The organism is Micromonospora sp. C28SCA-DRY-2 (assembly GCF_030519475.1).
Taxonomy (GTDB): domain Bacteria; phylum Actinomycetota; class Actinomycetes; order Mycobacteriales; family Micromonosporaceae; genus Micromonospora.
This window is the reverse complement of sequence record NZ_JAUMKD010000008.1, coordinates 75871-98516: the sequence shown is the minus strand read 5'-3', so window position 1 is coordinate 98516 and position 22646 is coordinate 75871. Positions and strand designations below refer to the sequence as shown.

Sequence of the window (22646 nt, the reverse complement as noted above, 5' to 3'; positions counted from 1 at the left end):
CAGCGAGCGAATCATCACGCTCAGTGCGACGGTGCCGTCGTGAGTGGCCGGCAGAAGGCGCTGCTGGCCCTGCTCGGCGTCCTGCTGCTGGCGCTCTTCGCCGTCGCGGTGGCCGGTGGCCGGGACGACCGGGGCGACCCGGCGGACCGGTCTGGCCTAATCGACCGGCTCGGTCGGCTCGGCGGCGAACGGGCAGCGGTGGACCCGGCGGCGGTGGCCGCGGACTGCGCGGTCGAGCCGGGCCGGCTGGTCTTCACCGGCGGCTGCGCGCTGCGGGTCGCCGATCCGGGCGGGCTGCGCACGCTGGTCCTGCGCAGCCCGGCCCGGTTCACCGTCGAGGCGCCGGCCCCCGGGGACGTCGACGTCACGGTGCGCGACGGCGTCGAGCCGGCCGCCGACGGCGCGGTGGTCCGGGTGGCGGTGGACCGGCCGACCACCGTCCTGCTGGGCTGCCCGGGGCTGGGCACCTGCACGGTCACCGTCGCCCCGTCCTGACCGCCGCGAGGAGGAGGCCCGCCATGGGCGAGTTGCGCAAGCCGTTCCTGCTGCTGGCCATGCTGGCGATGGTGCTGGCGGTCGCGGTGGAGTTGGGCGCCGGGCTGCTCACCGGCGGCGGGGACGCCGGCGCGGCGCTGCGGGACAGCGCCGGGGCGCTGGACGTGGAGCTCGGCGAGGTCTCCGGGGTGACCGAGCCGTCCGGCCGCGGCACCGGCTACCTGGCGCTGGTCGACGCGGTGGCGGTCTGGACCACCGGGCTGTTCTGCCTGAGCCTGCTGCTGTCCGAGCGCGTGCAGGGCCGGGTGCAGGGGGTGGCGACGCTGGTCTTCGCGATCGTGCTGATCCTCGTGTCGCTGGTCGCGCTGCTGGTCGCCCTCGTGGAGCTGTCGGTGATGGTCTCGCTCTTCCTGGCCGCGCCGTTCGGCACCCTGGCGTACCTGGCGCTGTGGGGGTTCTTCCCGGTCGGTGAGGCGGCGCTGCTGCTCGGGCTGGTGCTGCTGCTCAAGCTGGCCTGGGCCGGGCTGCTGCTGGCCGCGCAGCCGCGCTTCGCGCAGAACAAGGGCCTGGTCGCGCTGGCGCTGACCACGCTGCTCTGCACGGTCGTGCTGGAGTTCCTGCACCGGCTGGTGCCGGTGATCCTGGTCAGCATCGTCGATGACATCGGCGCGCTGGTCTTCGCGGTGGTCGCCCTGGTCTGGGGTGTGGTGCTGCTGGTCGGTTCGGTCCCGGCCATCGTCAAGGCGGTCCGGGCGACCGGCGCCCTGGCTGATCGGCCGGCAACCCGCTCCTGACCAGCTCGGCCAGCCGGTCCAGCTGGTCGGGGTCGGCCAGCGCGGAGCCGACCGCGACCACCCGCGCCCCGGCGGCCAGGAAGTCGCCGGCGTTGCGCGCGTCCAGGCCCCCGGTGGCCACGAAGGTCAGCTCCGGCAGCGGCCCGGCCACCGCCCGGAACCAGTGCGGGCCGAGGCTCACCGCCGGAAACGCCTTCAGCCAGCGCAGCCCGTGGTCCCGGGCGCGCTGCGCCTCGGTCGGGGTGGCCACGCCGGGCAGGTGCGGCAGGCCGTAGCTCGCCGCGGCGTCCGCCACCGCCAGGTCCAGGCCCGGGGCGACGGTGAACGCCGCGCCGGCCGCCGCGGCCTGGCGTACCTGCGCCGGGGTGAACACCGTGCCCGCGCCGACCCGCCGGTCACGGTCCCGCCCCTCGGCCACCGTGGCGCGCAGCGCGGTCACCGCCTCCGGGGTGCGGACCGGCACCTCGACCACGCGGATCCCGAGGTCCCAGGCCCGGTGGGCCAGCCGGACGGTCTCCGTCACCGGCAGGTCGCGCAGGATCACCATCACCCGCGCGTCGCCGAAGACCCTTTCCAGGTCGTGCGCCGTCATCGTCCGCTCCCTCCGTCGTCGCCGGCCAGCACGTCGGCCGGGTCGAGCGCCGACCAGTCCGCCTCGGGCAGCGCGGCCAGCGTGTCGAGGTGGCCCCGGTCGGCCGGCGGGGCGGTGTCCCCGGCGACGGCCAGCACCCGTGCGGCGGTGAGGTGCCCGAGCCGCAGGCCGGCGTCGACGCCGGCACCGCGCAGCAGCGCGGAGAGGAAGCCGGCCGCGAACGCGTCGCCGGCGCCCACCGGCTCCCGTACCGGAACCCGCAGCGTCGGGACGAAGCTGGCCGCCCCGGCGCGCGGCAGCGCGGTGGCGCCGACCGCGGCGTCCTTGACCACCACCAGGTCCGGGCCGGGCAGCAGCCGGCGCACCGCCGCCGGGTCACCGCTCCCCCAGAGCCGCCGCGCCTCGTCGAGCCCGACGAAGACCACGTCGGCCCGGTCGGCGACGCGGTGCAGCACGGGGGCGGCCCGCCCGGCCGGCCAGAGCCGGGGGCGGTGGTTGACGTCGAAGCTGACCAGCGCCCCGGCCAGCGGCCGGGTGGTGACCGCCCGTTCCACCAGTGCCCGGCAGGAGGGGGACAGCGCCGGGGTGATGCCGGACAGGTGCAGCAGCCGCGCCCCGGCCAGCCGGGCGTCGGCCAGGACGGCCGGGGTCAGCCGGGACGCGGCCGAGCCGGCCCGGTAGTAGTGCACGTCGGTGCCGTCCGGGCCGGGGTCCTTGAGGTACAGGCCGGTGCTGGCGCGCTGGTCCACCGTCACCGGACGGACGTCCACCCCGGCGGCGGCCACCCGCCGCACGACCAGCCGGCCGAACGGGTCGGCGCCGACCCGGCTCACCCAGGCCGTGCGGTGACCGAGGCCGGCCAGCGCGACGGCCACGTTGGACTCGGCGCCACCGACCGCGACCGCGAGCCGGTCGGCCGCCTCCAGCGGCATCCCGGCGGCCGGGCTGAGCACCACCATCGACTCGCCCACGGTCACCACCTCGGGCGGATCGCGGTCCGGCCCGGTCACGGCCGCTCCGGGTCGAGGGCGGCGGCCAGCGCGGCGGCCGCGTCCCGGTCCAGCGCCCCGTCGGCGACGGCGACCCGGTGCCGGCCGGCACGCCCGGCGCCGGCGGGCACCACGCAGGGCCGGTCGAACGCGAACGCCACGCACACCCCCGGGTACATCTCGGCCCGGACGAACCACCGGTCGCCGGGGCCGAGCCCGGTGAAGACCAGGGTGTACGCGGCGCCACCCGCCTCGGCGCGCAGCGCCAGCCAGGGCTCGGCGGAGCCGTTGACCGCGGCCTCCCCCTGCCCGGTCGCGGTGAACACCGCCGGCGGCCGGTCCGCCACCGCCCGCCAGAAGAAGCCGCCGTAGCCGGCGCCGCCGGGGCGGCCGTTGGTGGCCGGGCTGCCCAGCGGCACGTCCCGCCCCGGCGGCGCGGTGAGGGTGTAGTCGAGGTCGAGCCGCCACGCGTCCGGGTGCCCGGGCAGCGCCGCGACGGCGATGGCGCGCCGCTCGGCCAGCAGCACCGCCCCGGCCGGGTCGCGCCACTCCAGCCGGTGTGCCAGCCGCCGTGGCGAGCGGTGCAGCCACTCGGTGTGCGCGATCCGGCCGTGGTCGGCGCGCCAGGTGTAGCCGACGTCGCGCACGTAGGTGCGCCCGCCCCAGAGGTTGGTGCCGTCGACGTCCTGCACCGCCAGCGAGGCGCCGAGGTGCCAGACGTGGTCGGCGGGGAGCGCGTCGGTCACCACCGTGCCGGCGCGGGTCCGCACCGGGTGCAGGTACGGCCGGGGACCGTGCCGGGCGTCCAGCCGGGGCGCCACCCGGTACCGGGCCACCTCGACGCCGTCGACCAGCAGCCGCGGGTCGTCGCCGTCCGGCCCGGCCGCGGCCCCGGTGCCCTCGGCGCCGGCCGTCCCGGCGGGCGGACGGACCGGTTCGGCGGCCCCGGCCGGCTGGTCCGGGCCGGCGGCGGTGGGCTGCGGGGCCGCGGTCACGACGGCTCCGGGCGGGTGACCGGGCGGCGGTCCACCGCGTACAGGGCGGCCAGGGTGTAGCCGGCGAGGATCGGCACCGCGACCGGGGTGACCAGCACGGCGAGCAGCAGGGCCACCCCGGCGGTGCCGGCCAGCGCGGCCCAGCGGGCCGGGTGGTCGAGGCAGGCGCGGGCGGCGGTCCGGGCGGCCGGCCGCCACCGCCCCCCGGTACGGCCCACCTCGACCACGACCGCACCGGCGTAGCCCGCGACGGCGACGGTGACCAGCACGGTGACCGCCAGCGCGGGCGTGCCGCCGGGCACCCGGCCGCCGGCCAGCGCGGCCAGGTCGGCGGCGAGCAGCCCGGCGCCGGCCAGGGCGAGCAGGGAGACCGGCACGCCGGCCGGCACGGCCCGGGCGAACCGGGCCAGGGTCTGCCGCGCCGAGGGCCACCCGCCGGTGCCGAACCGGTCGTGCACGGCGGCGCTGGCGGTGGCCGCCGCGGCGGCGGCGGTGACCAGTGGCAGCGCGGCCACGGTCAGCAGGATGCCGAGCAGGGCCAGGTCGGCGGCGTCGGCGAGCACGTCGCGCCAGTCGCGGGTCACCCGTTCCGGCGCGTCCGGCGGGGCGGCGGCCGACGCACGGCCGGGCCCGGCCGGTTCATCCCTTGAGGCCACTGGTGTTGATCCCCTCGACGAGCATCCGCTGGAAGGCCACGAAGAACCCGAAGACCGGCAGCAGCGACAGCACCGACATGGCGAACATCGGGCCGACCGCGCTCTGGCTGGTCGAGTCGATGAACAGGGTCAGCGCCACCGGCACCGTGTAGTCCTCCAGGTCGGAGAGGAAGACCAGCTGCCGGAAGAAGTCGTTCCAGGTCCAGATGAACGAGAAGATCGCGGTGGTGACCAGCGCCGGGCGGCTCAGCGGCAGGATGACGTGCCGGAAGATGCCGAACGCGGTGGCGCCGTCGATCTTGGCGGCCTCGTCCAGTTCGCGCGGGATGCCGCGCATGAACTGCACCATGAGGAAGACGAAGAACGCCTCGGTGGCCAGGAACTGCGGCACCAGCAGCGGCAGGTACGGCCACTCGCCGCCGACCAGGCCGAGGCTGCGGAACAGGATGTACTGCGGCACGATGAGCACGTGCCCGGGCAGCAGCAGGGTGCCGATCATGACGGCGAACCAGACGCCGCGCAGCCGGAACCGCAGCCGGGCGAAGGCGTACGCGGCGAGCAGGCAGGACACCGCGTTGCCGAGGACGGTGAGCAGGCTGACCATGGCGCTGTTGAGGAAGAACCGGCCGAAGCTGACGTCGAAGTTGCGCCACCCCTCGGTGTAGTTGCCCGGGGTGAACCGCTCCGGCAGCAGGCCGATGTTGCTGGCGATCTCCTGCTGGCTCTTCACCGAGGTGCCGAGCATCCAGACCAGCGGGTAGAGCACCACCGCGAGGATCACCAGCAGCACCAGCAGCCGCAGCGCCGAGCGGCTGCGCGGCCGGGCGCCGGCCGCCGGCGGGCGCGTGGTCGCCGCCACCATCACCGGTCCTCCCCGTCGGAGTAGTGCACCCAGAACCGCCCGGTGCTGAAGAAGATCACCGTGATCACCGCGACGGCGACCAGGAAGACCCAGGCCATCGCGGAGGCGTAGCCCATCTCCAGGTCGGTGAAGCCGGTGATGTAGAGGTTGAGCGTGTACATCAGGGTCGAGTCGACCGGCCCGCCGGTGCCGTTGCTGAGCACGAACGCGGCGGTGAAGCCCTGGAAGCCGTTGATGGTCTCCAGGACCAGGTTGAAGAAGATGACCGGGGAGAGCATCGGCAGGGTGACGTTGACGAACTGCCGCCACCGGCCGGCGCCGTCGACCGCCGCCGCCTCGTACAGTTCGGTGGGCACCTGCTTGAGCCCGGCCAGGAAGATCACCATGGGCGCGCCGAACTGCCAGATGGCGAGCACCATGAGCGTCTCCAGCGCCCAGTCCGGGTCGTTGACCCAGGGCTTGCCGGTGACGCCGAACAGGGCGAGGAACGAGTTGACGGCGCCGTCCCGGTTGAACATGTTCACCCAGACGATGGCCAGCGCGACGCTGCCGCCGAGCAGCGACGGCAGGTAGAACAGCCCGCGGAACACCCCGACGCCGCGCCAGGCCCGGTTGAGCAGCAGCGCCACCCCGAGCGCGGCGGCCAGCTTCAGCGGTACGGCGACCAGCGCGAAGGTCAGCGTCACCCGGACCGAGTGCCACCACGAGGGGTCGGCGGTGAACATCCGCTCGTAGTTGGCCAGCCCCACCCACTCCACCTCGGACCAGGGGGTGAGGATGTCGTAGTTGGTGAAGCTGAGGTAGAGCGACAGCAGCATCGGGATCGCCGTGACGGCCATCAGGCCGATGAGCCAGGGCGACAGGAAGACGTACCCCGCCAGACCGTCGCCGTGCCGGGACCGCCCGGGCCCGCGCCGGTTGGCGCGGGGCCGGACGGATCCGGGGCCACGACGGGTCGGGTCGGGCGCCGTGGTCAGGGCCACGAGCCGGCTCCTCTCCGTACGACGACGGTCAGGCGATGGCGGACTTGCAGGCGGCGACGAACTGGGCGGCCGCCTCGGCGGGGTTGGCCCGGCCGTACTGCGCGTTCTCGGCGGCCTTGACCAGTTCCGAGCGGACCTTGCTGTGGCCCTTGATCGGCACCTGCGGTGACTCGCCGAACTTCTGCGCCAGCTCGGCCTCCACCGCGATGGACTGCTTCATCGCCGGGTCGGTGGTGTCGTCGCTGACCACCCGGCGCAGGTCCTGGTTGGACGGCAGGCCGCGGTCGGTGCCGAGCAGCTTGACCGCCTCCGGGTCGTTCATCAGGAAGTTGATCACGTCGACCGCGACGTCCCGGTGCTTGCTGCCGCGGAACACCGACCAGTACATCGACGCCCGGGCCCACTGCGCGCTCGGGTCACCCGGGTACGCCACCACGCCCAGCTCGTCCTTGGTGTTCTTCTTCAGCTCCGGCATCTGGTTGACCCAGACCCAGGAGGTGGCCGCCTTGCCGGTGACCACCAGCTGCTTGCTGATGTCGGTGACGTTGCCCTCGTGGATGACGTCCGGGGTGGGCGTGGCGCCCCGGTCCCGGGCGCCCTTCCACAGCTCGAACCAGCGGGTCACGTCCTCGGCGGTGAAGCCGAGTTCGCTGCCGGAGTACATGTCCTTGCCCTGCTGGCGCAGCCACACCCAGAACGCCTTGTAGTCGGCGCTCGGGTCCTGGGTGCCGGGCACCTTGGCGGTCCTGGCCACCCGCTCCGCCCAGGCGATGTGCTCCTCCCAGCTCATCCCGGTGGTCGGCTCGGGCAGCCCGTGCTTGGCCAGCAGCGACTTGTTGTAGACCAGGCCCTGGGTGTTCTCCCCGGCGGCCAGCCCGGCGAGCTTGCCGTCGACCACCCCGTACTGCCAGAGGCTCTTGGGGAACTTCGAGGTGTCGAGCTTGCCGGAGCTCTGGTACGGGGTGAGGTCCAGCGTGGTGTTGCGGGCGGCGTACTCGGCCAGGAAGTTGTCGTCGATCTGGAACAGGTCCGGCGGGTTGCCGCCGGCGGTGAGGGTGGCCAGCTTGTCGAAGTAGCCCTGGTTGGCCTGCCAGGTCTTCTCGAACGTCACGTTCGGGTGCTTCTTCGTGTAGAGGGCGAGGGCCTCCTCGGTGAGCTTCGCCCGGGCCTCGCCGCCCCACCAGAAGACGGAGAGCTTCACCGGGGCGTTCGGGTCGGTCGCCGGGTCGTCGCCGCCGCAGGCGGCGGCCCCGGCGATCAGCGGCGCGGCGACCGCCACGGCGAGCAGGCCGCGCAGCAGCCGGCGGCGGGGCAGCGGGGTACGGTAGGTGCGCCCGGCGGGCGCGCTGGCGGTGGGGGGCGTTGCGGGGTGCATGTGCGCTCAACTCCTCGGCGTTAGGAGGCGACGCCGTCACCGGTGGCCACCACCGGGTCGCCCGGGCCCGCAAGGCGATGCGGGCCCGGGCCTGCCGGGGCGGCCGAGGGACGGTCCCGGCCGGCATGGGGGCCCGGCCCGGTCGAGTCGCGGATGACCAGTTCGGTCTGGAGCATTACCTGTGCGGTGGTACGACGGGCGCCGGCTGCCGTGCCGGCGCCGATCCCCCGCGCGGCACGCGGCGGCTCGGCGTCCTGTTGCAACAGCATGTCGACGGCCGTCCGGCCGGCGGCCGCGGTCGGCGTGGCCACCGTCGTCAGCTTGGGACGGGTGAGCCGGCTCAGCGCGATGTCGTCGACCCCGACGACGCTCACCTGCTCCGGCACCCGGATCCCGAGTGCGTCGAGCCCCTCGATGAGGCCGATCGCCATCAGGTCGTTGTAGGCGAGCACGGCGGTGACGCCGCTGCGCTGGACCTGCTCGGCCAGTGCCAGGCCACCGGTCTCGGTGGGTGGGTTCGGGCCGAGCACTGTCAGTTCGGCGCCGCCGGCCCGGGCGGCCGCGCCGGCGGCCCGGCGGATCTCCCGGTTGGTCCAGGAGCCGCGCGGTCCGCCGAGCAGCGCGATCTCCCGGTGGCCGAGGCCGAGCAGGTGCTCCACCGCCGCCCGGGCCCCCTGCCCCACGTCCATCAGCACGCACGGCAGGCCGGTCAACTGGCGGTTGACCACCACCAGCGGGACCTCCCGGCTGAGCTGCTCGATGAGGCTGTTGCTCATCCGGGGGCTGCACAGCAGCACGCCGTCGACCTGCTTGGCCAGGGCGTGGACCAGTTCCTCCTCGGTGGTCGGATCCTCGTTGGTGTCGGCCACGAAGACGTGGTAGTCGCGGTGCCGGGCCTGCCCCTCCGCCGCCTTGATCAGCGGCGGGAAGAACGGGTTGGCGATGTCGGCGATGATCAGGCCGATGTTGTGCGTCCGGCCGGTGATCAGTGCCCGGGCGGCCCGGTTGGGCCGGTAACCGAGGTCCTCCGCGCAGGCCAGGACCCGGACCCGGGTCTCCGGGTTGACCAGGTGCGGCGCGGAGAAGGTGCGGGAGACCGTGGAGATGTGCACGCCCGAGGCCCGCGCGACGTCCCTGATGGTGACTGGCACGGCGTCCCTCCGATGTGGCGGCGGTCACGGGTGCCGCCAATTAATGCAAACGGTTGCTCCAGTGTCAACGGGGGATGGTTACAGCTCGATTTCGGCTGCGCTCCCACCGAGCGTACGTATCAGTGCGAATCCCATCAAAAGCCGCCGATTCCCTTCGAGGCGTTGACTCGCCAGCATCGATCGTGATTACTTCACTGCAAACCTTTGCAGCTTCCCGGGAGGCCGACCAGATGTCACCCCAGGCCAGCGGGCGTCTCCGGTACGCCGTGGTGGGCACCGGCGCGCGCGCCGAGATGTTCGTCCGGGCGCTGGTGCGCGACCACCCCGACACCGCCGAGCTGGTCGCCTTCGCCGACGTCAACCAGGCCCGGATGGACGCGCACAACCGGTGGCTGGGCGAGGCGGGCCACCCCCCGGTGCCCACCTACCGGGCCGACGACTTCGCCGCGATGCTCAACAGGGAACGGGTCGACGTGGTGTTGGTGACCAGCGTGGACGTCACCCACGACGGCTACATCGTGGCCGCGCTGGAGGCCGGCTGCGACGTGGTCACCGAGAAGCCGATGACCGTGGACGCGTCGCGCTGCGCACGGATCCTGGACGCGGTGGCGCGTACCGGCCGGCGGGTGACGGTGGCCTTCAACTACCGCTACAACCCGCTGCACGAGCAGGTGCGCCGGCTGCTCGCCGAGGGCGCGGTCGGCGAGGTCGGTTCGGTGCACTTCGAGTGGCTGCTCGACGTCCGCCACGGCGCCGACTACTTCCGCCGCTGGCACCGGGACAAGGCCGCCTCCGGCGGGCTCATGGTGCACAAGGCCAGCCACCACTTCGACCTGGTGAACTGGTGGCTGGACGCCCGGCCGGTGGAGGTCTACGGCGCCGGGCGGCTCTTCTTCTACGGCGCGGCCGGCCGCCGGCACGGCTACGCCCGCGACTACGACCGGGCGCACGGCTCCCCCGCCGCCGGCGACGACCCGTTCGCGCTGCGCCTGGCCGCGCATCCCCGGCTGCGCGAGCTCTACCTCGACGCCGAGGCCGAGGACGGCTACCACCGCGACCGCAACGTCTTCGCCCCCGGCGTCACCATCGAGGACGACATGGCGGTGCTGGCCCGCTACTCCACCGGCGCCACGATGACCTACCACCTCACCGCGTACGCGCCCTGGGAGGGCTACCGGGTGATGGTCAACGGCAGCCGGGGCCGGCTGGAGCTGGAGGTCACCGAGAGCGCGTACGTCAGCCCGGAGGCGGCCGGGGCGCTCAAGGGTGCCGCCCTGCACGGCGCGGAGGCCGCCGCCGAGTCCGGCGGCGCGACGCTCACCCTGCGGCCGTTCTGGCAGCCGCCGCGGGCGATCACCGTCGAGGGCCACACCCGCCAGGGCCACGGCGGCGCGGACCTGCGGATGACCCGGGTGCTCTTCGGCGGCGCCCCGGACCCGCTGGACCGGGCCGCCACCGCCCACGACGGCGCACTCGCCCTGCTCACCGGGCTGGCCGCCAACCGGTCCTTCGACACCGGCCGGCCCGTCCGGGTCGCCGACCTGCTGACCCTGCCCTGACCTCGACCCCGGGAGCCGCATTCCGTGCCCACCATGCCCCGTACCGACCTGCTCCTGCCCGCCGAGCCGGGCCAGCGCGCGCTGGCCCGGGAGCTGTACGCGCTGGCGGCCGAGCTGCCGATCATCTCCCCGCACGGGCACGTCGACCCGGCGTTGCTGGCCGAGGACCGGCCGTTCCCCGACCCGGCCCGGCTGCTCATCGTCCCCGACCACTACCTGACCCGGATGCTGCTCAGCCAGGGCGTACCCCCGGCCGAGCTGGGCGTGCCGAGCCGGGACGGCAGTCCGGTGGAGACCGACGGCCGGCGGATCTGGCGCCGGTTCGCCGCGCACTGGCACCTGTTCCGCGGCACCCCGTCCCGGCTCTGGCTGGAGCAGACCTTCACCGAGGTGTTCGGGGTGGGCACCGCCCTCTCCCCGGCCACCGCCGACGCGGTCTACGACGAGCTGGCCGCCCGGCTGGCCGAGCCGGGCTTCCGGCCCCGGGCGCTGTTCGAGCGGTTCAACATCGAGGTGCTCGCCACCACCGAGTCACCCCTGGACGACCTGGGGCAGCACGCCAAGCTCGCCGCGGACGGCTGGGGCGGGCCGGGCGGGCGGGTGGTGACCACCTTCCGCCCGGACGACGTGGTGGACCCGGAGTTCGACAACTGGCCGGCCAACGTGGACCGGCTCGGCGAGCTGACCGGCGAGGACACCGGCCGGTACGCCGGCTACCTGGCCGCGCTGCGCGCCCGGCGGGCGGCGTTCGTCGCGGCCGGCGCCACCTCCTCCGACCACGGCCATCCCACCGCCCGGACGCTCGACCTGGCCCCGGCCGAGGCGGCGACGCTCTACGACCGGCTCCGGCGGGGGCGGGCCGAGGCCGGTGACGCGGAGGCGTTCCGGGCACACATGCTGCTGGAGTTCGCCCGGATGTCGCTGGAGGACGGGCTGGTCATGCAGCTGCACCCGGGCGCGGTGCGCAACCACAACCGGTGGCTGCACGCCCGGCACGGCCGCGACGTCGGCGGCGACGTGCCGCAGGCCACCGAGTACGTGCACGCGCTCGCCCCGCTGCTGGACGCGTACGGCAACGATCCCCGGCTGCGGGTGGTGCTCTACACCCTGGACGAGTACACCTTCACCCGGGAACTGGCCCCGCTGGCCGGTGGCTACGCCGCGCTCTACCTCGGCGCGCCCTGGTGGTTCCTGGACTCCCCCGAGGTGCTGCGCCGGTTCCGGGAGGCGGTCACCGAGACCGCCGGGTTCTACAACACCGCCGGCTTCGTCGACGACACCCGGGCGTTCTGCTCGATCCCGGTGCGCCACGACGTGGCCCGCCGGGTGGACGCCGGCTTCCTGGCCCGGCTGGTCGCCGAGCACCGGTTGCCGATGGCGGAGGCCGCCGAGACCATCGTGGACCTGGCCTACCGGCTGCCGAAACGGGTCTTCAACTTCGGGGAGTCGCAATGAGCGTGCGGAGTGCGGCGCGACGGAGCCCCGCGGTCGCGAACGAGAGGGGAACCGGCATGAGCGTCACCATCACCTCCGTGGACGTGCACGACGTCCGGTTCCCGACCGCGGCGCGGGGCGACGGCTCGGACGCGATCAACCGGGGCGACTACTCGGCCACCTACGTGGAGCTGGGCACCGACGCCGGGCCGACCGGCACCGGCTTCACCTTCACCAACGGCCGGGGCAACGAGCTGACCTGCGCCGCCGTCCGGGCGCTGGAACACCACGTGCGCGGTCGCACGGTCGCCGAGATCGCCGCCGAGCCGGTGGCGTTCTGGCGCTCGCTCGTCGCCGACGTGCAGCTGCGCTGGCTGGGGCCGGAGAAGGGGGTCATCCACATGGCCACCGGGGCGCTGGTCAACGCGGTCTGGGACCTGCGGGCCAAGCTGGCCGGGCAGCCGCTCTGGCGGTACCTGGCCGAGCTGCCCACCGACGACCTGGTCGGCTGCGTCGACTTCCAGCACATCGCCGACGCGCTCACCCCGGACGAGGCGGCCGCCCTGCTGGACAAGGGGCGCGACGGGCTGCCCGACCGGCTGGCCGCGCTGGAGCGCGACGGGTTCCCCGCGTACACCACCTCGGTGGGGTGGCTGGGCTACCCGGACGACAAGGTGCGGGCACTGACCCGGCGGGCGTACGCGGACGGCTGGCGGGCGATGAAGATGAAGGTCGGCGGGCCCCTCGCCGACGACCTGCGCCGGGCCCGGATCATCCGGGCCGAGATCGGCCCGGACGCGCTGCTGATGATGGACGCCAACCAGGTGTGGGGGGTCGACGAGGCGATCGCCGCGATGACCGTGCTGGCCGAGGTGGACCCGTACTGGATGGAGGAGCCCACGCACGCCGACGACATCCTCGGCCACGCCCGGATCGCCCGGGCCGTCGGCGAGCTGACCGGCGGGCGTTGCCGGGTGGCCACCGGCGAGGTCGCCGCCAACAAGGTGATCTTCAAGCAGTTGCTCCAGGCCGAGGCGATCGGGGTGATGCAGGTCGACGCCTGCCGGGTCGGCGGGGTCGACGAGGTCCTCGCCGAGCTGCTGATGGCGGCGAAGTTCGGGGTGCCGGTCTGCCCGCACGCCGGCGGCGTCGGGCTCTGCGAGTACGTCCAGCACCTGGCGATCTTCGACTACCTGCGGGTGGGCACCAGCCTGGACGGCCGGATGATCGAGTACGTCGACCACCTGCACGAGCACTTCGTCGATCCGGTGCGCACCCGCGACGGCCGGTACCTGCCGCCCACCGCGCCCGGCTACAGCAGCACCATGCGGCCGGAGTCGGTCGCCCGGTTCCGCTTCCCGGACGGTCCGGCATGGCGCTGACCGTCGGCGCGTCCCGGCTCGGGCTCGGCTCGCTGCGCCGGCTGCCGGCGGCGAGCCGGCCGCTGCTGCGCCCCGGCACCGTGCCGGCCGGCGTGCTGCACCTGGGCCTCGGCGCGTTCCACCGGGCCCACCAGGCGGTATACACCGAGGCGGCGGTCGGCGCGGCCGGCGGCGACTGGGGCATCGTCGGCGTCGCCCCGCGCAACGCCGCGCTGGTCGAGGACCTGACCGCGCAGGACAACCTGTTCAGCGTCACCACGCTGGCCGCGGACGGCGTGACGACCCGGGTGGTGGGCGCGCTGGCCGGGGTGCGGCACGCGGCCAGCGACCCGGCGGCGGTGGTGGCGTTGCTCGCCGACCCGGCGATCCGGGTGGTCACGCTGACCGTGACCGAGAAGGCGTACCAGCTCGACCCGGCCAGCGGTGCACTGCGGCCGGACCCGGCGCTCGCCGCCGACCTGGCCGGTGACCGGCCGCCGGCGACCGTGCCGGGGCTGCTGGTGCGCGGCCTGCTGGCCCGGGCCGCCGCCGACGCCGGGCCGGTCGCGCTGGTCAGCTGCGACAACCTGCCGGCCAACGGTCGCCGGCTGCGCGGCCTGGTCGAGCAGGCGCTGGCGTACGCGGGCGCGCCCGGGCACGCCGTGGGCTGGGTCGGCGAGCAGGTCTCCTTCCCGGGCACCATGGTGGACCGGATCGTGCCGGCCAGCACGGCGGAGACCCTCGACGTGGCCCGCCACGCGCTCGGGGTGACCGACCTGGCAGCGGTGGCCGCCGAGCCGTACGCGCAGTGGGTGATCGAGGACGACTTCCCCGGCGGCCGGCCGGCCTGGGAGCGGGCCGGTGCGGTGCTCTGCGCCGACGCCGGCCCGTGGGAGCGGCTGAAGCTGCGCGCCCTGAACGGGGTGCACTCGGCCACCGCCTACCTCGGCGCGCTGGCCGGCTGCGCGACGGTCGCCGACGCGCTCGCCCTGCCGCACCTGGCCGACGTGCTGCGCCGGCTGGTCGCCGAGGACGTCGCGCCCAGCTTCACCCCGCCCGACGGGATCCGGGTGGTCGACTACGGCGAGCAGGTGCTGGACCGGTTCGGCAACCCGGCGATCCGGCACCGCACCCTCCAGGTGGCGATGGACGGCTCGCAGAAGCTGCCGCAGCGGGTCCTGCACACCATCGCCGACCTGCGCGCCGCCGGCCGGCCCGCGCGCTGGGCCGCGCTGGTGGTCGCCGCCTGGCTGCGCTTCGCCCAGGGCGCCGCCGACGACGGGTCCCCGCTGCCGTTGCAGGATCCGCTCGCCGACCGGATCCGGACCGCGCTGGCCGCCGCCCGGCCCACCCCGGCCGGCGCGGTGGACGCGGCCTTCGCCCTGCGCGAGATCTTCCCCGCCGAGGTGGCCGAGGACGCCGAGGTCCGCGCCGACGTGGTGGGCTGGCTGACCGACCTGACCCGGCACGGGGTGCCGGCGACCCTGGCCGGTGCCCGGTGACCGGCCCGCCCCCGCCGGGCTCGCCCCGGCCCGGCCCGGCCGGCGAGCCGGTGGTGGCACCCACCGGCCGGTCCGGGTCACACCCGGTCGCCGGGGGCGGGGGCGAACCCGGCCGGCCGGGCGACCCGCCCCGGGTGGCCCTGGTCGGGGCGAACGGGCACGGACGCTGGCACCGCCGGGTGCTGGCGCCGCTGCACGCGGCCGGCCGGCTGCGGCTGGCGGCCCTGGTGGACCTGCGGCCGGTCGAGGACGACCCGGCCGCTCCGGTGCCGGCGGAGACCACCGTGCACACCGACCACCGGGAGATGTTGGCCGCCGTACGGCCGGACGTGGTGGTGGTCTGCACCCCGCCGCACACCCACCTGCCGGTCGCCCTGGACGCGCTCGCCGCCGGCGCGGACCTGCTGCTGGAGAAGCCGCCGGTGCTGTCGACGGCCGAGCACGACGAGCTGGCCGGCGCGCTGGCCGCCACCGGCCGGGCCTGCCAGGTGGGGTTCCAGGCGCTCGGCTCGGCGGCGCTGACCGAGCTGACCGCGGCGGTGACCGCCGGCCGGCTCGGCCCGGTCACCGACATCGCCACCGTCGCCGCGTGGCGGCGCACCGACGCGTACTACGCTCGGGCGCCCTGGGCCGGCCGGCGTACCCTGCACGGCCGGCCGGTGCTGGACGGCGCGCTGGCCAACCCGCTGGCGCACGCGGTGATGCAGTGCCTCGCGGTCGCCGAGGCGGTGGCCGGTACGCCGGTGCGGCCGGCCAGCATCGAGGTCGAGCGCTACCGGGTGCGCCCGATCGAGGTGGAGGACACCGCCGTGCTCCGCATCCGGCCGCGCACCGGGCCGCCGGTGCTGGCCGCGGTGACCCTGGCCGGCGAGGACTTCGTCGCCGGCGAGGTGCTGGTGACCGGGGACGCCGGGCGGGCCGTGCTGGAGTACCCGACCGACCGGCTGCTGCTGCCCGGCGACACCGGGCCGCGCGAGGTGCCCGGGCGGCGAGGGCTGCTGGAGAACCTGCTGGAGCACCGGGCCGACCCGGCGGTGCCGCTGATCGCCCCGCTGGCCCGGACCGCGGCGTTCACCGCCGTGCTGGACGCGCTCCGGTCGGCGCCCGAGCCGCGGCTGCTCGACGGCGACCTGGTGGAGCCGCTCGGCGCCGGCCCGGAGCGGGTGCTGTGCGTGCGCGGTGTCAACGAGGTGCTGCGCCGGGCGGCCGAGCGGGGGCGGCTGCCCTCGGAACTCGGCGTGCCGTGGGCGGTGCCGCCGTACCGGACCGCACCGTCGGAATAGCAGAGCGGACCGGACCACCGGAACAGGAGGCCGCAACACTCGGCAAATCGAGCCCGCCACCGTATCGGGCAACTACTGACAATCACCGGCCGATCCCGGCCGGACGATGCCGGATGAGCCGGACAACTGCAACATTCCTGCATATCTTTGATATTGACCTCGATAAGCCTCCATTCCTATCGTTCGTGATGAATGCGGTATCCCGACGAAGGAACGGACGATGTCGATGCGGAGCTTCGCAACCGGTGCGGCGCTGGCCGCACTGATCCTCGTGGCGGCCCCGCCACCGGCCGCGGCCACCGCCCCGCCGGCCGCGGCCACCGCCCACGCCGACGGGCAGCTCTCCTGGGCGGCGCGCCAGCTCGGTCGGCAGACCCTGCCGCCGGGCGACGGCTGGGCCGCCGCCGGGCCCGGCACCACCGGCGGCGCCGCGGCCACCCCCGACCAGGTCAGCGTGGTCACCACCCGGGCCGGACTGGTCGCCGCGCTCGGCGGCGACAACGCCACCAACGCGGGCAACGCCACCCCGAAGATCGTGTACGTGGCCGGCACCGTCGACGGCTTCGAGGGCCCGGACGGTCACCTGCTCGACTGCGCCGACCTGGCCGACCCGGAGTACTCGCTCGACGCCTACCTGGCCGCGTACGACCCGGCGGTGTGGGGCCGGGTGGCGCCCAGCGGCCCGTTGGAGGCGGCCCGGATGCGGTCGGTGGCCAACCAGACCCGGCAGACCCAGATCAACGTCGGCCCGAACACCACCATCGTCGGGCTGCCCGGCGCCCGGCTGACCGGGCTGACCCTGATGATCGACCGGGCCCCGAACGTCATCGTGCGCAACCTGACCCTCCACGACGCCCGGGACTGCTTCCCGGCCTGGTCCCCCACCGACGGCGAGACCGGCAACTGGAACTCCCAGTACGACCAGATCTCGGTGCGCCGCAGCGAGAACGTCTGGATCGACCACAACACCTTCACCGACGGCGACAACCCGGACAGCGTTCAGCCGAGCTACTTCGGCCGGCCGTACCAGGTGCACGACGGTTCGCTGGACGTCACGCACACCGCCAGCCTGGTGACCGCCTCGTACAACCGGTTCGTCGGGCGGGACAAGGTGCTGCTGATCGGCTCGTCCAACACCGTCGGCCCGGACGTCGACCGGCTGAAGGTGACGCTGCACCACAACCTCTTCGACTCGGTGCTGCAACGGCTGCCGCGGGTGCGCTTCGGCCAGGTGGACGTCTACAACAACCACTACCGGTTGGGCGGCGACGGGTTCGCGTACGCGATCGGGGTCGGCGTGCAGTCGGCGGTGCACGTGGAGAACAACCACTTCAGCCTCGCTCCGGGCATCACCGCCGCGGACCTGCTCCACGACTGGGGTGGCACCGCGGTCACCACCCGCGGCAACTGGGTCCGGGCCGGCGCCGACCGGGCCCGACCGGTCGACCTGGTGGCCGCGTACAACGCCGCGCACGACCCGGACCTGGGCGCCGACGCCGGCTGGACGCCGACGCTGCGACGCGGCCCGGTGCTGCCCGCCCCGCTGGTCCCGTTGGCGGTGGCCGCCCTCGCCGGTGCCGGCCGGCTGCCGCTCTGACCGCCCACCCGCGCACCGTTCACCCGCGCACAACGCCCACCCGCGCTCCGTTCACCCGCGCACCGCCCGGCCACCCCCTGCCGCGGCCCGCCGGGACCCCCACCTCACCCACCCTCGTGGGCCACCGAGGCCCGCGCGTCGCCACCCCCACCCCGAGGAGACCCCCGTGCGTTCCAGACACCTGCCCCGCGGGGCACTGACCGCCGCCGGCGCCGGCCTGACCGCCCTCCTGCTCGCCGTCGGCGTCACCACCGGCGCCCACGCCGCCACCCTGTTCGCCGACAGCTTCGACGACGGCACCGCCGACGGCTGGTCCAAGTCCGGCGGCGACTGGACGGTGGTCACCGACGGCACCCCCGCCTACCGCCAGGGCAACGCCGGCAGCGAGCTGGCCCGGGCCTTCGCCGGGCAGACCGGCTGGACCGACTACCAGGTGCAGGCCCGGGTCAAGCCGCTGTCGTTCAGCGGCACGAACCGGATCGTCGGGCTCGCCGCCCGGGTGGAGAGTTCCACCCGGATGTACCGGCTCGCGCTGACCAACGCCGGCCGGGCCGAACTCCAGGTGGTCAACGGCAGCTCGATCACCCCGCTCGGCTCGATCCCGCTCGCGGTCGGCACCGGCACCTGGTACACGCTGCGGATCGAGGCCGACGGCGGCACGGTCCGCGGCTTCGTCGACGGCACCCCGGTCGGCGCCGGCGCCGGCACCGCGTACGACGCCGGACGGATCGCGCTGGTCACCGCGTACGCCAGCGCGGTCTTCGACGACGTGCGGGTGGACGGCGCCGGCGGCACCCCGCCCACCACGACCCCGCCCACCACGACCCCGCCCACCAGCACCCCGCCGACCACCGCCCCGCCCACCACGCCACCGCCGACCACCCCGCCGGCCGGGCTGGTCGGCTGGGCCACCCGCAACGGCGGCACCACCGGCGGCGCGGGCGGCGCCACGGTGACGGTGACCGACGCGACAGCGCTGGCGAACGCGGTCAAGGGCGACACCCCCACCACGGTCCGGGTGAGCGGCAGGTTCGGCTGCTCGACCGAGATCCGCAGCGGCTCGAACAAGACGATCGTCGGGGTGGGCGCCGCCTCCGGCCTCACCGGCTGCGGGCTCAACCTGCGCGACGTGCGCAACGTGATCGTCCGGAACCTGACCATCGCGAAGGTGCCCGCCGGGGTGGGCAACGGCGACGCCATCCACCTGGACAACGCCAGCAACGTCTGGATCGACCACAACGACCTGTCCAGCGACACCACCAGCGGCACCGACCACTACGACGGCCTGCTGGACATCACCCACGGCTCGGACTACGTCACGGTCTCCTGGAACCGCCTGCACGACCACGTGAAGTGCTCCCTGGTCGGGCACAGCGACGGCAACTCCGGTGAGGACGCCGGCCGGCTGCGGGTGACCTACCACCACAACCTGTTCGGCAACTGCTTCCAGCGCAACCCCCGGGTCCGGTACGGCAACCCGGTGCACGTGTTCAACAACTACTACGTGAACACCGCCAACCCGTCCTACAGCTACGGCATCGCCAGCACGTCGGGCGCCGGGGTGCTGGTCGAGGGGAACTTCTTCGAGAACATGACCGATCCGACCCACGTCGGCGAGGGCTCCTCCCCCGGCGGCGCGCTGGTCGCCCGGGACAACCACTTCGTCAACTCCGGGGTGCCGCAGACAGCGGGCAGCGTCGCCGCCGTCCCGTACCCGTACGCCCTGGAGCCGGCCGCCGGTGTGAAGGCGACGGTGACCGCCGGCGCCGGCACCGGCCGGGTCACCGGCTGACCCGCCGCCGCGGGTGGGGTCGGCGGTCGCCGGCCCCGCCCGTCGGGTGGCCGACCGCCGGACCGGACCCGTGGTGAAGATCCGCTATAAGTGACGCATGGACTTCCCCGCGTACCTGGCCACCATGCCGATGCACGCGATCACCGAGATCCACGGCGAACCCGGCCTGCTGGAACGGTTCCGGCTGGAGATCCGGGCGTTCGACGAACCCGCCCGGCAGCGGCTCACCGCCGCCCTCGACCTCGCCGCCGACCTGCACCGCGACGACCGGCGGGTACGCGAGCCGTACCTCAACCACCTGCTGCGGGTGGCGATCCGGATGATGCACCACTACCAGGTGCGCGACGTGGACGTGATCGTCGCCGGGCTGCTGCACGACGCGGTCGAGGACCACCCCGACGAGTTGGCCGGCGACGAGGAGGTCGCCGACCCGACGACGGCGGCGCTGGCCACCCTCGCCGACCGGTTCGGCCCGCGGGTGGCCCGCCTGGTCGCGGCGGTCACCAACCCGGCGTACGACCCGGGGCGCGACCGGCACGAGCAGTACCGCGAGCATGTGGCGGCGAGCCTGGAGCGCGAGCCCTGGGCCCGGGTCATCAAGGTCTCCGACTTCACCGACAACGGGGTGGGCGTGATCCACACCGTCGGCCCGAAGGTGGCCTCGTCGGCGGCGAAGTACCGGCCGCTGGTGCCGGTCTTCCGCGACCTCGTCACCCGCCCGGACACCCCGCTGTCGGCCCCGGTCAAGCGGCACATCCTCGACCAGCTCGACCTGGCCGAGGAGCGCTTCAGCGCCATCCTCGACCAGCCCGCCTGACGGCCCGGCCGCCTCCCCCTGACCGCCCGGCCGCCGCTCCCCGACCTCGGCGCGGACCGGCGACCGCCCGCGCGATTTGCCGGCAAAGCCGGTCCACGGCGGGTGGTTCCCGCGATGATGGGTGACCGGGGGTGCGGACCACGAACCGGGGGGCAACGTGCTCGGAACCAGCCTCCTGGGCCGGCTCCGGCGGCGTGACCCGGGGTACGCGGTGCTGCGCCGGGCCGCCCGGCTGACCCTGGTCGCCGCCGGCGTCTTCTACGCCTGCCGGTACGGCCTCGGCGATGCCGTGCTGGCCACGTACGCGCTGTTCGGCACCATCGCCACCGGGATGTTCGTCGAGCTGCCCGGCGCGGCCCGGGAGCGGGCCGGGACCCTGCTGGCGGCGCTCCCGGTGGCCTGGGCGCTGATCACGGCGGGCACCCTGCTGGCCGGCGACACCTGGGCGGCCGCCGCGGGCATGCTGGTCGTCGGCTTCGCCGTGGTGTTCGCCGGGGTCGGCGGGCCGCGCCTGCTCGGGCTGGCCAGCGCGTTCCAGCTCTTCTACATCCTGGCCTCCTTCCCGCCGTACCAGCCGGCGACCCTGCCGGCCCGGCTCGGCGGCGTGACCCTCGGGGTGGCGCTGCTCGCCGCCGCCGAGGTGGTGCTCTGGCCGGATCCGGTCCCGGTCCCCTACCGGCGCCGGCTGGCCCGGGCGGCGGACGACCTCGCGGCGCTGCTGGACGCGACGGCCGCCGCCCACACCGGCCCGACCGGCGAGCGGCACGACCTGGACGCGCGACACGACCTGGAGGCGGGGCACGACCTGGCGGCGGGGCACGACCTGGAGGCGGGGCACGACCTGGAGGCGCCGCGCGACCGGGCGGCCGCGGCGGTGGCCGGCCTGCGGATCGCCGACCTGCCCGCGCCCCAGCGGCCGACCTCGGCCGGTGCGGGTGACCGGGCGCTACGGGCCGCCGCCGCCGCGGCGCAGGAGATCCTGGTGATCGCGGACCGGTTGGCCGCGATGGCACCGTCGCGCCCGGTCCCCGACCCCGCGGCGGTACGCCTGTCGCGCCGCTGCGCCGAGACGACCCGCGCCGCCGGCCACCGCCTCCGTGCCGGCGGGCCGCCGGTGCCGCTGGACGACCTGGCGGTGGCGGTCCGGCGGGCCGAGTCCGACTACCCGGCCGATCCGCACGAGCCGCCGGACCTGCCCCGGATGTGCCGGGACGCGACCGCGCTGGCCCTCGCCGACCAGGTCCGGCTGCTGGCCACCGCCGCCGGGTCGCACACGGGTCACCCGCAGACCGCGGCAGCCGCCCACCCGGGGTCGGTCGACGAGGCCCGGCACGGGCCGTGGGTGTGGTACTGGCGGCAGTTGCGGGCCCACCTGACGCTGCGCGCCGCCCCGGTCCAGACGGCGCTGCGCCTGGCGGTGGCGCTGGCCGCCGCCCGGGTGGTCGCCGGGACGCTGGACCTCCAGCACGGCTTCTGGGTGCTGCTGGCCACCCTCACCGTCCTGCGCACCTCGGCCGCGGACACCCGTACGGCGTTGCGGCCGGCGCTGCTCGGCACGATCGCCGGCGCCGCCGCCAGCGGCGCGCTGATGTTCGTCGCCGACCGGGCGGTGATCTACGCGGTCGCGCTGCCGGTCGCCATGGTGCTGGCGTTCTCGGTCGGCCGGCTGCTGGGTCCGGCCTGGGCGCAGGCCATGTTCACCGTGCTGCTCACCTTCGTCTTCGCGCAGCTCGCGCCGGAGGGCTGGCGGCTCGCCGAGGTCCGGCTGGTGGACGTCCTGCTCGGCGGGGCGGTCGGGGTGCTCGCCGGGGTGCTGCTCTGGCCCCGGGGGGCGAGTCACGACCTGCGCCGCAACGTGGCCGGCCAGTTGGCGGCCGGCGCGGAGGTGATCGGGCGGACGGTCGAGGCGGTGCTCGGCGACGGGTCGCCGGAGCCGGCCCTCGGGCGGGCGCGCCGGGCGTTGGTGCTGGCCGACGCCTCCTACCTCCAGTACCACGGCGAGCGACCCGACCCGCGGCTCAGCCAGGTGGACTGGCAGGGCGTGCTGGCCGCCGGGCAGCACGTGGTGCGGGGCGCGGAGTCGCTGTTGCGCCGCAACCCGCCCGGCTGCCTGGCCGGGTGGCCCGGCGCGGCGGCGCTGCTGCGGGACTCCGCGCAGCGGCTGCGGTCGGCGTACCGGGAGGCCGCGCAGCGGCTCGCCGAGGGCGGGCCCCCCGGCCCGGTGGCCACCCCGGCGCGCTGCCCCGAGGCCCTCGACCGGATCCGTCCGGCGCTCGACGGTCGCGGCGCCGGTCTGCCGGTCCGCCACCTCGTCGAGGTCGACCTGTGGCTCGCCGGTCTCGCCGAGACCCTCGGCCGGCTCGGAAGGCCAGCGGAGCGGTCGCGGCACGCTCCCGGCTGACCGGGGCC

At 75.2% G+C, this 22646-nt stretch carries 19 protein-coding genes; 11 read left to right on the top strand and 8 right to left on the bottom strand.

The genetic code is table 11. The features are described 5' to 3' along the window. Positions 1-39: 39 nt before the first annotated feature. Positions 40-495, top strand: a complete 456-nt coding sequence (locus Q3W71_RS26370; RefSeq protein WP_302922169.1) for a hypothetical protein — start codon at positions 40-42, stop codon at positions 493-495. Positions 496-518: 23 nt separating this feature from the next. Further along, positions 519-1289, top strand: a complete 771-nt coding sequence (locus Q3W71_RS26365) for a hypothetical protein (protein ID WP_302922168.1) — start codon at positions 519-521, stop codon at positions 1287-1289. On the opposite strand, the gene Q3W71_RS26360 is transcribed toward Q3W71_RS26365, so the two are convergent. From Q3W71_RS26360 to Q3W71_RS26325, 8 genes are read right to left on the bottom strand one after another with little or no spacing between them, the layout of a single operon-like run. Further along, positions 1234-1881 carry a bifunctional 4-hydroxy-2-oxoglutarate aldolase/2-dehydro-3-deoxy-phosphogluconate aldolase gene (locus Q3W71_RS26360; protein WP_302922167.1) on the bottom strand — a complete coding sequence of 216 codons (648 nt, stop codon included), beginning with the start codon at positions 1879-1881 and terminating at the stop codon, positions 1234-1236. The two genes, Q3W71_RS26365 and Q3W71_RS26360, sit on opposite strands and share 56 nt — an antisense overlap. Then, positions 1878-2891, bottom strand: coding sequence for a sugar kinase (locus Q3W71_RS26355; RefSeq protein ID WP_302922166.1), 1014 nt, complete (start codon positions 2889-2891; stop codon positions 1878-1880). Before Q3W71_RS26355 ends, Q3W71_RS26360 begins: the two co-directional genes overlap by 4 nt. Beyond that, positions 2888-3865 (bottom strand): PmoA family protein, encoded by a 978-nt coding sequence (locus tag Q3W71_RS26350; protein WP_302922165.1) that lies wholly within the window; start codon positions 3863-3865, stop codon positions 2888-2890. The genes Q3W71_RS26355 and Q3W71_RS26350 overlap by 4 nt, the downstream gene beginning before the upstream one ends. Then, the gene (locus Q3W71_RS26345) at positions 3862-4521 is read right to left on the bottom strand and encodes a hypothetical protein (RefSeq protein ID WP_302922164.1); all 660 of its coding nucleotides are present in this window, start codon (positions 4519-4521) and stop codon (positions 3862-3864) included. Before Q3W71_RS26345 ends, Q3W71_RS26350 begins: the two co-directional genes overlap by 4 nt. Next, positions 4505-5383 (bottom strand): carbohydrate ABC transporter permease, encoded by an 879-nt coding sequence (locus Q3W71_RS26340; protein ID WP_302922163.1) that lies wholly within the window; start codon positions 5381-5383, stop codon positions 4505-4507. The genes Q3W71_RS26345 and Q3W71_RS26340 overlap by 17 nt, the downstream gene beginning before the upstream one ends. Next, on the bottom strand, positions 5383-6366 hold the full coding sequence (locus Q3W71_RS26335; RefSeq protein WP_302922162.1) for a carbohydrate ABC transporter permease: 984 nt from the start codon (positions 6364-6366) through the stop codon (positions 5383-5385). Before Q3W71_RS26335 ends, Q3W71_RS26340 begins: the two co-directional genes overlap by 1 nt. A 28-nt stretch (positions 6367-6394) precedes the next feature. Beyond that, the gene (locus Q3W71_RS26330; protein ID WP_302922161.1) at positions 6395-7741 is read right to left on the bottom strand and encodes an ABC transporter substrate-binding protein; all 1347 of its coding nucleotides are present in this window, start codon (positions 7739-7741) and stop codon (positions 6395-6397) included. 20 nt (positions 7742-7761) lie between these two features. Continuing rightward, the gene (locus Q3W71_RS26325; protein WP_302922160.1) at positions 7762-8892 is read right to left on the bottom strand and encodes a LacI family DNA-binding transcriptional regulator; all 1131 of its coding nucleotides are present in this window, start codon (positions 8890-8892) and stop codon (positions 7762-7764) included. A gap of 230 nt (positions 8893-9122) precedes the next feature. Between Q3W71_RS26325 and Q3W71_RS26320 the strand changes: the two genes are divergently transcribed. The 9 genes from Q3W71_RS26320 to Q3W71_RS26280 all read left to right on the top strand — a co-directional run bounded on the left by Q3W71_RS26320 (position 9123) and on the right by Q3W71_RS26280 (position 22638). Next, complete coding sequence (locus Q3W71_RS26320) at positions 9123-10451, top strand: Gfo/Idh/MocA family protein (protein WP_302922159.1); 1329 nt, start codon at positions 9123-9125, stop codon at positions 10449-10451. 24 nt (positions 10452-10475) lie between these two features. Further along, positions 10476-11906 (top strand): glucuronate isomerase, encoded by a 1431-nt coding sequence (gene uxaC, locus Q3W71_RS26315; protein WP_302922158.1) that lies wholly within the window; start codon positions 10476-10478, stop codon positions 11904-11906. A gap of 56 nt (positions 11907-11962) precedes the next feature. Next, complete coding sequence (locus Q3W71_RS26310) at positions 11963-13267, top strand: enolase C-terminal domain-like protein (protein WP_302922157.1); 1305 nt, start codon at positions 11963-11965, stop codon at positions 13265-13267. Then, entirely contained in the window at positions 13258-14748 is a 1491-nt protein-coding gene (locus Q3W71_RS26305; protein WP_302922156.1) for a mannitol dehydrogenase family protein, read from the top strand. The genes Q3W71_RS26310 and Q3W71_RS26305 overlap by 10 nt, the downstream gene beginning before the upstream one ends. 134 nt (positions 14749-14882) lie before the next feature. Beyond that, the gene (locus Q3W71_RS26300) at positions 14883-16031 is read left to right on the top strand and encodes a Gfo/Idh/MocA family protein (RefSeq protein WP_302922333.1); all 1149 of its coding nucleotides are present in this window, start codon (positions 14883-14885) and stop codon (positions 16029-16031) included. 220 nt (positions 16032-16251) lie between these two features. After that, positions 16252-17628, top strand: a complete 1377-nt coding sequence (locus tag Q3W71_RS26295; protein WP_302922155.1) for a polysaccharide lyase family 1 protein — start codon at positions 16252-16254, stop codon at positions 17626-17628. Positions 17629-17794: 166 nt separating this feature from the next. Continuing rightward, positions 17795-19420, top strand: a complete 1626-nt coding sequence (locus tag Q3W71_RS26290; RefSeq protein WP_302922154.1) for a right-handed parallel beta-helix repeat-containing protein — start codon at positions 17795-17797, stop codon at positions 19418-19420. Positions 19421-19517: 97 nt separating this feature from the next. Next, positions 19518-20237, top strand: coding sequence for an HD domain-containing protein (locus Q3W71_RS26285; protein ID WP_302922153.1), 720 nt, complete (start codon positions 19518-19520; stop codon positions 20235-20237). A 157-nt stretch (positions 20238-20394) separates the two neighbouring features. Next, positions 20395-22638 (top strand): FUSC family protein, encoded by a 2244-nt coding sequence (locus Q3W71_RS26280; protein ID WP_302922152.1) that lies wholly within the window; start codon positions 20395-20397, stop codon positions 22636-22638. Positions 22639-22646 lie beyond the last annotated feature (8 nt).

Bases quoted from the DNA above. Each gene is read 5' to 3' on its own strand.
- Q3W71_RS26360 (WP_302922167.1), bottom strand. From the start codon at position 1,881: ATGACGGCGCACGACCTGGAAAGGGTCTTCGGCGACGCGCGGGTGATG.
- Q3W71_RS26285 (WP_302922153.1), top strand. From the start codon at position 19,518: ATGGACTTCCCCGCGTACCTGGCCACCATGCCGATGCACGCGATCACC.
- Q3W71_RS26295 (WP_302922155.1), top strand. From the start codon at position 16,252: ATGTCGATGCGGAGCTTCGCAACCGGTGCGGCGCTGGCCGCACTGATC.
- Q3W71_RS26305 (WP_302922156.1), top strand. From the start codon at position 13,258: ATGGCGCTGACCGTCGGCGCGTCCCGGCTCGGGCTCGGCTCGCTGCGC.
- Q3W71_RS26310 (WP_302922157.1), top strand. From the start codon at position 11,963: ATGAGCGTCACCATCACCTCCGTGGACGTGCACGACGTCCGGTTCCCG.
- Q3W71_RS26340 (WP_302922163.1), bottom strand. From the start codon at position 5,383: ATGGTGGCGGCGACCACGCGCCCGCCGGCGGCCGGCGCCCGGCCGCGC.
- Q3W71_RS26330 (WP_302922161.1), bottom strand. From the start codon at position 7,741: ATGCACCCCGCAACGCCCCCCACCGCCAGCGCGCCCGCCGGGCGCACC.
- Q3W71_RS26365 (WP_302922168.1), top strand. From the start codon at position 519: ATGGGCGAGTTGCGCAAGCCGTTCCTGCTGCTGGCCATGCTGGCGATG.
- Q3W71_RS26320 (WP_302922159.1), top strand. From the start codon at position 9,123: ATGTCACCCCAGGCCAGCGGGCGTCTCCGGTACGCCGTGGTGGGCACC.